General features: G+C 68.7%; 7 protein-coding genes. 1 reads left to right on the top strand and 6 read right to left on the bottom strand.

The window, feature by feature from the left end:
- The 6 genes from Q0L11_RS10095 to Q0L11_RS10070 all read right to left on the bottom strand — a co-directional run.
- Nucleotides 1-1,165, bottom strand: a 1,165-nt coding sequence (locus Q0L11_RS10095; RefSeq protein WP_296597046.1) for a methyl-accepting chemotaxis protein, incomplete at its 3' end; no start/stop codon positions are given.
- An 80-nt stretch (nt 1,166-1,245) separates the two neighbouring features.
- The gene (locus tag Q0L11_RS10090; RefSeq protein WP_296597045.1) at nt 1,246-2,922 is read right to left on the bottom strand and encodes a methyl-accepting chemotaxis protein; all 1,677 of its coding nucleotides are present in this window, start codon (nt 2,920-2,922) and stop codon (nt 1,246-1,248) included.
- 11 nt (nt 2,923-2,933) lie between these two features.
- The gene (locus tag Q0L11_RS10085) at nt 2,934-3,440 is read right to left on the bottom strand and encodes a chemotaxis protein CheW (RefSeq protein WP_296597043.1); all 507 of its coding nucleotides are present in this window, start codon (nt 3,438-3,440) and stop codon (nt 2,934-2,936) included.
- Between the two features lie 5 nt (nt 3,441-3,445).
- Nucleotides 3,446-5,440, bottom strand: coding sequence for a chemotaxis protein CheA (locus Q0L11_RS10080; RefSeq protein ID WP_296597042.1), 1,995 nt, complete (start codon nt 5,438-5,440; stop codon nt 3,446-3,448).
- Complete coding sequence (locus Q0L11_RS10075) at nt 5,437-5,805, bottom strand: response regulator (RefSeq protein WP_296597040.1); 369 nt, start codon at nt 5,803-5,805, stop codon at nt 5,437-5,439. Before Q0L11_RS10075 ends, Q0L11_RS10080 begins: the two co-directional genes overlap by 4 nt.
- On the bottom strand, nt 5,806-6,141 hold the full coding sequence (locus Q0L11_RS10070; RefSeq protein WP_296597039.1) for an STAS domain-containing protein: 336 nt from the start codon (nt 6,139-6,141) through the stop codon (nt 5,806-5,808).
- A gap of 542 nt (nt 6,142-6,683) precedes the next feature.
- Here Q0L11_RS10070 and Q0L11_RS10065 point away from each other — a divergent pair.
- Nucleotides 6,684-7,062, top strand: a 379-nt coding sequence (locus tag Q0L11_RS10065) for an FAD-binding protein (RefSeq protein ID WP_296597037.1), incomplete at its 3' end; no start/stop codon positions are given.

The following is a 7,062-nucleotide window of genomic DNA, read 5'->3' as shown; positions in this document are numbered from 1 at the left end:
TCTCGGCGATGGTCTGCATCGCTTCCACCGCACGGCTGACGGCGACGCCCGAGGCTTCGGCGTCCTTGGCCGACTGGCGGGCGATCTGTTCGGTCTGCGAGGCGTTGTCGGCGTTCTGCTTGATGTTCGACGCCATCTCTTCCATCGAGGCCGAAGCCTCCTCGACCGACGAGGCCTGTTCGGTGGCGCCCTGGCTCACCTGCTCGGCGGCGGCCGACAGTTCCTGGCTGCCCGACGAGACCTGGTCTGCCGCTTCGAGAGCGCCGGCCACGACGCCGCGCAGGCGCTCGACCATCCGCTGGAGCGCAAGGCCCAGCGTGTCCTTGTCGGACAGCGGCTTGGGCTGGACCGTGAGATCCCCGTCGGCCACGGAGTCCGCCAGGGCGGCGGTGGCGCGCAGGTTCTCGGTCATACGGTTCACGTTCTCGACGAGGTCCTTGATCTCGTCGTTGGTGGTCACCGTGATGGTCTGGTTCAGGTCGCCAAGGGCGACCGCGTCGGTGAGGTCGGAGATCTTCTTCAGGCCGCGGCTGATGGTCAGCGACAGCCAGCCGGCCGCGCCGACGGCGATCAGGAAGCAGACCGCCAGGATGCCGATCATGGCGTTGCGCGCCACGGCGTAGTCCGCGTCGCCCTGGGCGTCGGCGGCGGCGAGCTGCGACTTGGACAGGTCGACCAGTTCGTCCGCCTGGCGGGTGACGTTCTCGTTCACCGTGCGCAGGTCCGTCTGCATCAGGCGGGTGGCCTCGTCGAGCCGGCCGGCCATGATGTGCTGGCGGATCTGGCCGTCGATGGCCACGAACTTCTCCCATTCGCCGCGCAGGGCGGTCCACTTGGGCTTGCCCTCGGCCGAGGCGATGGCTTCCGAGGCGGCGAGGACGTCCTCGAACCGCTTCTTGTAGGCGTCGGCCTTGGCGTTCTGGCCGGCGCGCTCGTTGGCGTCGCTTCCGGCCAGGGCCATGTTCTTCTGGGCGCGTCCCACCTGCAGCAGCGCGATGCTGAGCGACTGGGCGTTCTCGAGGCGCGCGGCCGGGCCTCGGATCATGGCGGTCTGGTCAGCGTTGAGCTTGCCCAGTTTCATGATGCCGAACGTCGTGGCGCCGATCATCAGGACGATGATGGCCGCGAAGGCCAGCGCCAGCTTGAGCTTGATGGTGAAACGCATCGAGGAACTCCAGGGACTTCATGTCCCGCGGGGGAGGTTGGCGGCGAGCGCGACGGCCTGACGCCGCGCTCGCCGGAGATTCACGCGTATTCGCGGAAGGCCTGGTCCTGGTCGTCGGGCCCGCCCTGGGCGAGGTCGAGCGCGAAGCCCTTGGCCGCCGCCTGCTGGGCGTGGACGGTCCTGCCCGCCGCCTTCGCGGGGGCCGGACGCGCGGCCGGGGCCGGGGCCGGCCGGCGCGCCACGGGCGCAGGACGGCGCGCGCTGCCGCCTTCGATCCGGAAGTAGGCGATCGACGCCTGCAGTTCCTCGGCCTGGGCGGCAAGTTCCTCCGACGTCGAAGACATTTCCTCGGACGCAGCGGAGTTCATCTGGGTGACCTTGTCGAGCTGCTGGATCGCCTCGTTGATCTGGGCCGCGCCGATGTCCTGCTCGCGGCAGGCGGCGCTGATCTCGGAGACCAGTTCCGACGTGCGGCGGATGTCCGGCACCAGCTTGGTCAGCATCTCGCCGGCCGACTGGGCGGCCTTCACCGTCTCGCCGGACACCGCGCTGATCTCGGCCGCGGCGGTCTGACTGCGTTCGGCCAGCTTGCGCACTTCCGAGGCGACGACGGCGAAGCCCTTGCCATGCTCGCCGGCCCGGGCCGCTTCGACAGCCGCGTTCAGGGCCAGCAGGTCGGTCTGACGGGCGATCTCCTGCACGATGCCGATCTTCTCGGCGATGGTCTGCATCGCTTCCACCGCACGGCTGACGGCGACGCCCGAGGCCTCGGCGTCCTTGGCCGATTGGCGGGCGATCTGTTCGGTCTGCGAGGCGTTGTCGGCGTTCTGCTTGATGTTGGAAGCCATCTCTTCCATCGAGGCCGAGGCCTCTTCGGCGGAGGCGGCCTGTTCGGTAGCGCCCTGGCTCACCTGGTCGGCGGCCGACGAGAGCTCCTGGCTGCCCGCGGCCACCTGCTCGGAGGCCGAGATGGCGTCGCCGACGACGGTGCGCAGGCGCTCGATCATCGTGTTCACATGGGCCAGCAGGTCGCCGATCTCGTCGCGGGTGGTGATCTCGACCGTATTGGTCAGGTCGCCTTCCGCCACCGTCTGCACCGCGGCTCCGGCCCGGGCGAGGCCCCGGCTGATGGTGATCGAGAGCCAGATCGCGGAAGCAGCGGCCAGGACCAGGGCCACGGCCGTGATGCCCATGAACAGCGCCCGGCTGGCGGACGCCGCGGCGTCATACTCTTCGCCCGCCGCCTTGAGCTGCCGGGTGTTGAGGTCGACCAGGCCGTCGGAGGCCTTGAAGATCGTGTTGTTCACGACCCGCTGGGGCCCGAGCATCAGGGCGATGGCCTCAGCGTTCTTGTTCTCGCCGCCGAGACGCTGGATCTCGGCGTCCAGCGGCAGGAACTTGTTCCACTCGTCCTCGAGCGCTTCCCACTTCGGGCGGCCTTCCGGCGTGGCGGTCTCGAGCGCCTTGGCGAGCGTGTCGGCGAAGATTTTCTTCTGCGCTTCGATCTTCGCGATCTCGGCCCGGCTCTGAGCGAGGTCTTCGGTCAGGACGAGGTTCTTTTCCGCCCGCAGGATCTGCAGCAGCGAGGTGTTGAGCACGCGGGCGCGATCGAGGCGGGCCACCGGCCCCTCGATCATCCGGTCGTGCTGATCGCCCATCTTGTTGACCTGGACGACGCCGAACCCGGCGACCCCCAGCATCAGGGCCAGCAGGACGCTGAACGCGGCGATCAGCTTGAGTTTGATGGTGAAGCGCATGGCGGTCTCGGTCAGGAAACAGGTTGCAGGGCTGAGGCGGCGGCGACGGGCGCGCCGCGCTCGGCGAAGATCCGGGGGAGATCGGGAAGCACGACGGGTTCGCCCGCGCGGCGGGCGATCTTGCTGACGTAGTCCTGGCGCCAGCGCATGCCGATCGGCGGCGGCGGCTCGAGGGCGTCGAGCGGAAGGCTCGCCACCTCGTGCACGCGGTCGGCGCGCAGGCCGATGAGGGTGGGGTCGCCATCGAGCTCCAGCTCGATGACCACGATGCGGCTGTCCTGGGTGTCGTCGGCCCGGCCGAGGCCGAAGGCCAGGCGCAGGTCGGCGACCGGGATCACCTTGCCGCGGAAGTTCATCACCGCGTCCACGAAAGGCGCGGCGCCGGGCACCTCGGTCTCGGACTGAAGGTCCAGGATTTCGCGGACCAGGCCGGCCTCGAGGGCGAAGGTCTCGCCCCGGACGTCGAAGGTCAGCACCTGCAGGCCGTCGTCGTTGGCGGCTGTCTGGATGTCGGTCATGGCGGTCAACTCGCAGCCCGGAACTGCTTCTCGAGGCGCTGGCCGGCGTCCACGAGGTGCGGCACGTCGAGGATCAGCGCCACGCCGCCGTCGCCGAGGATCGTCGCGCCCGAGAAAGTCTCGACGTCGGCGTGCAGCTTCGAGAGGGATTTGATGACGGTCTGGTGGTCGCCGATGATCTGATCGACGACCAGGCCCACGCGGGCCTCGCCGGTCGAGACCACGACCACCTTCTGGTGCTGCCCTGCCGCGACCTTGGTGCGGAACAGTTCGCGCAAGCGCAGGAAGGGCACGAACTCCTCGCGCAGCGAGATCAGGCTGCGGCCCGAGGAACGGACGTCCTGCTCGTGGCTGAGCTCGACGCACTCCTCGACGGCGGCGAGCGGCACGACGTACCGGCCATTGCCGACGCGGACCAGCAGGCCGTCGATGATGGCCAGGGTCAGGGGGATGCGCAGCGAGACCTGCGAGCCCTGCCCCGGGACGGAGGTGATGTCGATGGCGCCGCGCAGGCTCTCGATGGTGCGCTTGACCACGTCCATGCCGACGCCGCGGCCCGACAGGTTGGTGACCTGGGCGGCGGTGGAGAAGCCGGGGGCGAAAATGAGCTGCAGCAGTTCGGCGTCGGTGAGCACCGCGCCCGGCTGGATCAGGCCGTTCTGCTCGGCCTTGGCGCGGACGCGCTCGCGGTCGATGCCGCGGCCGTCGTCGGAGACGGTGATCACCACCTCGGCGCCCGAGTGGCGGGCCGCCAGGGTGAGCTTGCCGGCGGCGGGCTTGCCCGCGGCGGCGCGCTGCTCCGGCGTCTCCAGGCCGTGGTCGGCGGCGTTGCGGATGACGTGGATCAGCGGGTCGGCGAGCCGCTCGATGATCGTCTTGTCGAGTTCGGTGGTCTCGCCCTCGGTGGTGAGCTCGATGGTCTTGCCCGTGTCGCGCTGCAGGTCGTGGACCAGGCGGCGGAAGCGGCCGAACAGGGTCGAGATCGGCACCATGCGGACGACCATCATGGTGTCGCGCAGCTCCGAGGCCAGGCGCTCCACCTCTTCCGACACCGAACGCAGGGCCATGTCGGTGGAGTGGGTGGCGATCTGCTTGAGGCGCGACTGGGCGATGACCAGTTCGCCGACGCGGTCCATCAGCTCGTCCAGCCGCTCGGCCGGCACGCGCAGGGTGCTGTCGCTCTTCCGGGGTTCGTCCGCCTTGCGGGCATCCGCCGCCGCCGGAGCGCCCTGAGGGGGAGCGGCGCTCGCGGCGGCGGTCGGCTCGACGATGGCGGCGGGTTCGGCGGCAGGGGGAGCCGCGTCCGCGATCGCCTCGTCGGCGCCCTCCTCCTCGATCGCCAGGACCATGTCGTCCATGACGAAGAGGAAGACGTCCTCGATGGCCGACCGGCTCACCTTCGGGCCGCACAGCGTCACGTCCCAGGCCAGGTGGCAGTCGGTGGGGTTCAGGTCTTCGATGGGCGGGACGGCCTCCGTGGAGGCCACGATCCGGCAGTCGCCGAGATCCCGAAGCTCGGCCAGCAGGCCCAGCGGATTGGTGCCGTTGGCCATCGCGTCCAGCGGCAGCGAGAAGCGCACGCGCCACGTGGTGGCGACGGCCGGGGCCGCGGCCGTGGCGGCGACGACGTCGCCGGCTTCCAGCACGCGGTGCAGTTCGGCGAGAAGGGCGTCGCCGGCGGCCGGATCGGGCGAGCCCTCGACCAGAGCCCGCATGTGGTCGCGCGCATTCAGCACGCAGGTGATCAGTTCGGGGGTGGCCGGGGCGAGGCCCTTGCGCACGCGGTCGAACGCCGTCTCGCAGTGGTGCGTGAAGGCGGCCAGCGCCTCCATGCCGAACATGGCGCCCGAACCCTTCAGCGTGTGAAGGCTGCGGAAGACGGCGTCCACGAGGTCGCGGTCGTCGCGCCGGTCGGCCAGGTCGAGTAGACCCTGCTCGATGGCCTCGAGCAGCTCGCGGGCCTCCAGCCGGAATATCTCGGCGGGATCCTGCAGGCTCACTTGGTCAGGACCTTGTTGGCGATGCGGACCAGTTGCTCGGGATCGAAGGGCTTGGTCATCCAGCCCGTGGCGCCGGCCGCCTTGGCCTGGGCCTTCACGTCGCCGTCGCTTTCGGTGGAAAGGAAGACGATGGGGGTGCCGACCACCTTACCGCGGGCCCGGAGCTGCTGGATCATCGTCAGCCCGTCCATGATCGGCATGTTCAGGTCGGTGATGATCAGGTCGAAGTTGCCCGCCTCGGCCTTCTCCAGGCCTTCCGAGCCGTTGACCGCTTCCGAGACCTGATAGCCGGCGGTGCTGAGGGCGATCTTGATCGCTTGGCGGATGCTGGCCGAGTCATCGACCGTGAGGATGGACGCCGTCATTTAAGCCACTCCCGCGTGGGTCCAGAATTGCACTCGCTCGCCATCGGCGGGGTCGAGGAAGCCCCCCCGTTCGAGCACGTCGCGCAGGGAGCCCTCCGCCGGACCGGCGAGGCGAACGGCCGCGCCGTGCCGCGCACAGGATGCGCGGGCGGATTCGATGAGCTGCACGAAGGAAAGGTCCGCGCTGGTCACGCCGGACAAGTCCAGGGTGACGTCGTCGCCGGCCGCGACAGCCGCGGAGAGCTGCGTCCAGGCGTCCGTTACATGCGGAATCGTCGCCGCGCCCGTGAAGGCGATTGCGCTTCCGCTATCGCAGTTATCTGAAGTATCGGACAAGGATCGCCCCCGTTTCGGGGCGGAAATATTGGAAATCCATACCACCCCGACGACGGCAAACTAATCAAATTGTCTTTTTGGACGGTTAATCGCCCTTCACAAGGATATCTGCGGGAAAATCGCAGGTAATTTAAATGACACACTTGCGAACGTCTTCAGGAATTTCCCAGATTAGAATTGAAATTCCCAAGTTGAATATTAGAATTGAGATGCGGCGGGGTGACGCACCTCCGCGAATATCCCCACACGCTAAAAAGAATTGACGGACATATTCCCGCCTAGGTTGTCAAACGGCCACTCTGCGACGGAGCGGCCGCGATGAGGCGGTTCGAGGTTCCTTCCCGAGCCGCGACGCGAAGCTCTCAAAAAGATCTAAGGCCTGTCAGCCCCGCCGAGCCTCCCGACGCCAGGTCGCCGGCGCGATCGGAGCGCGACGGCCGCCACCTCGAAATCACGCTTGGCGCGCTGGCGAGTCGGCGCCAGGGTGCCGCTCCGTAAACGATTACATCGGGAGGGAGCGCGCTTCGGCGCGCCGGTGTGAAATGGCCGCGGCCGAACCCTATGACGTGATCATCGTCGGCTCCGGGGCCGGCGGTGGGATGAGCGCCTACCACCTGACCAAGTCGGGCCTGAAGGTGCTGATGCTGGAGGCGGGGCGGAACTACGACCCCACCACCGAGACGCCGATGTTCAACATCCCGGCCCAGGCGCCGCTGCGGGGGTCGTCCACGCCGGACAAGCCGTTCGGCTTCTACGACGCCACCGTCGACGGCGGCTGGGAAGTGCCGAACGAGCCCTACACCGTGGCCGAGGGCTCCGAGCCCTTCACCTGGTGGCGTCCGCGCATGCTGGGCGGGCGGACGAACCACTGGGGCCGCATCTCGCTGCGCTTCGGGCCGCTGGACTTCAAGCCGCGCAGCC

Source organism: Phenylobacterium sp., assembly GCF_024508875.1.
Classification (GTDB): Bacteria; Pseudomonadota; Alphaproteobacteria; order Caulobacterales; family Caulobacteraceae; genus Phenylobacterium.
Note: the sequence above shows the minus strand (reverse complement) of the source record. Positions and strands in the feature narration are given on the sequence as shown.

Bases quoted from the DNA above. Each gene is read 5' to 3' on its own strand.
- Q0L11_RS10090 (WP_296597045.1), bottom strand. From the start codon at position 2,922: ATGCGCTTCACCATCAAACTCAAGCTGATCGCCGCGTTCAGCGTCCTG.
- Q0L11_RS10085 (WP_296597043.1), bottom strand. From the start codon at position 3,440: ATGACCGACATCCAGACAGCCGCCAACGACGACGGCCTGCAGGTGCTG.
- Q0L11_RS10075 (WP_296597040.1), bottom strand. From the start codon at position 5,805: ATGACGGCGTCCATCCTCACGGTCGATGACTCGGCCAGCATCCGCCAA.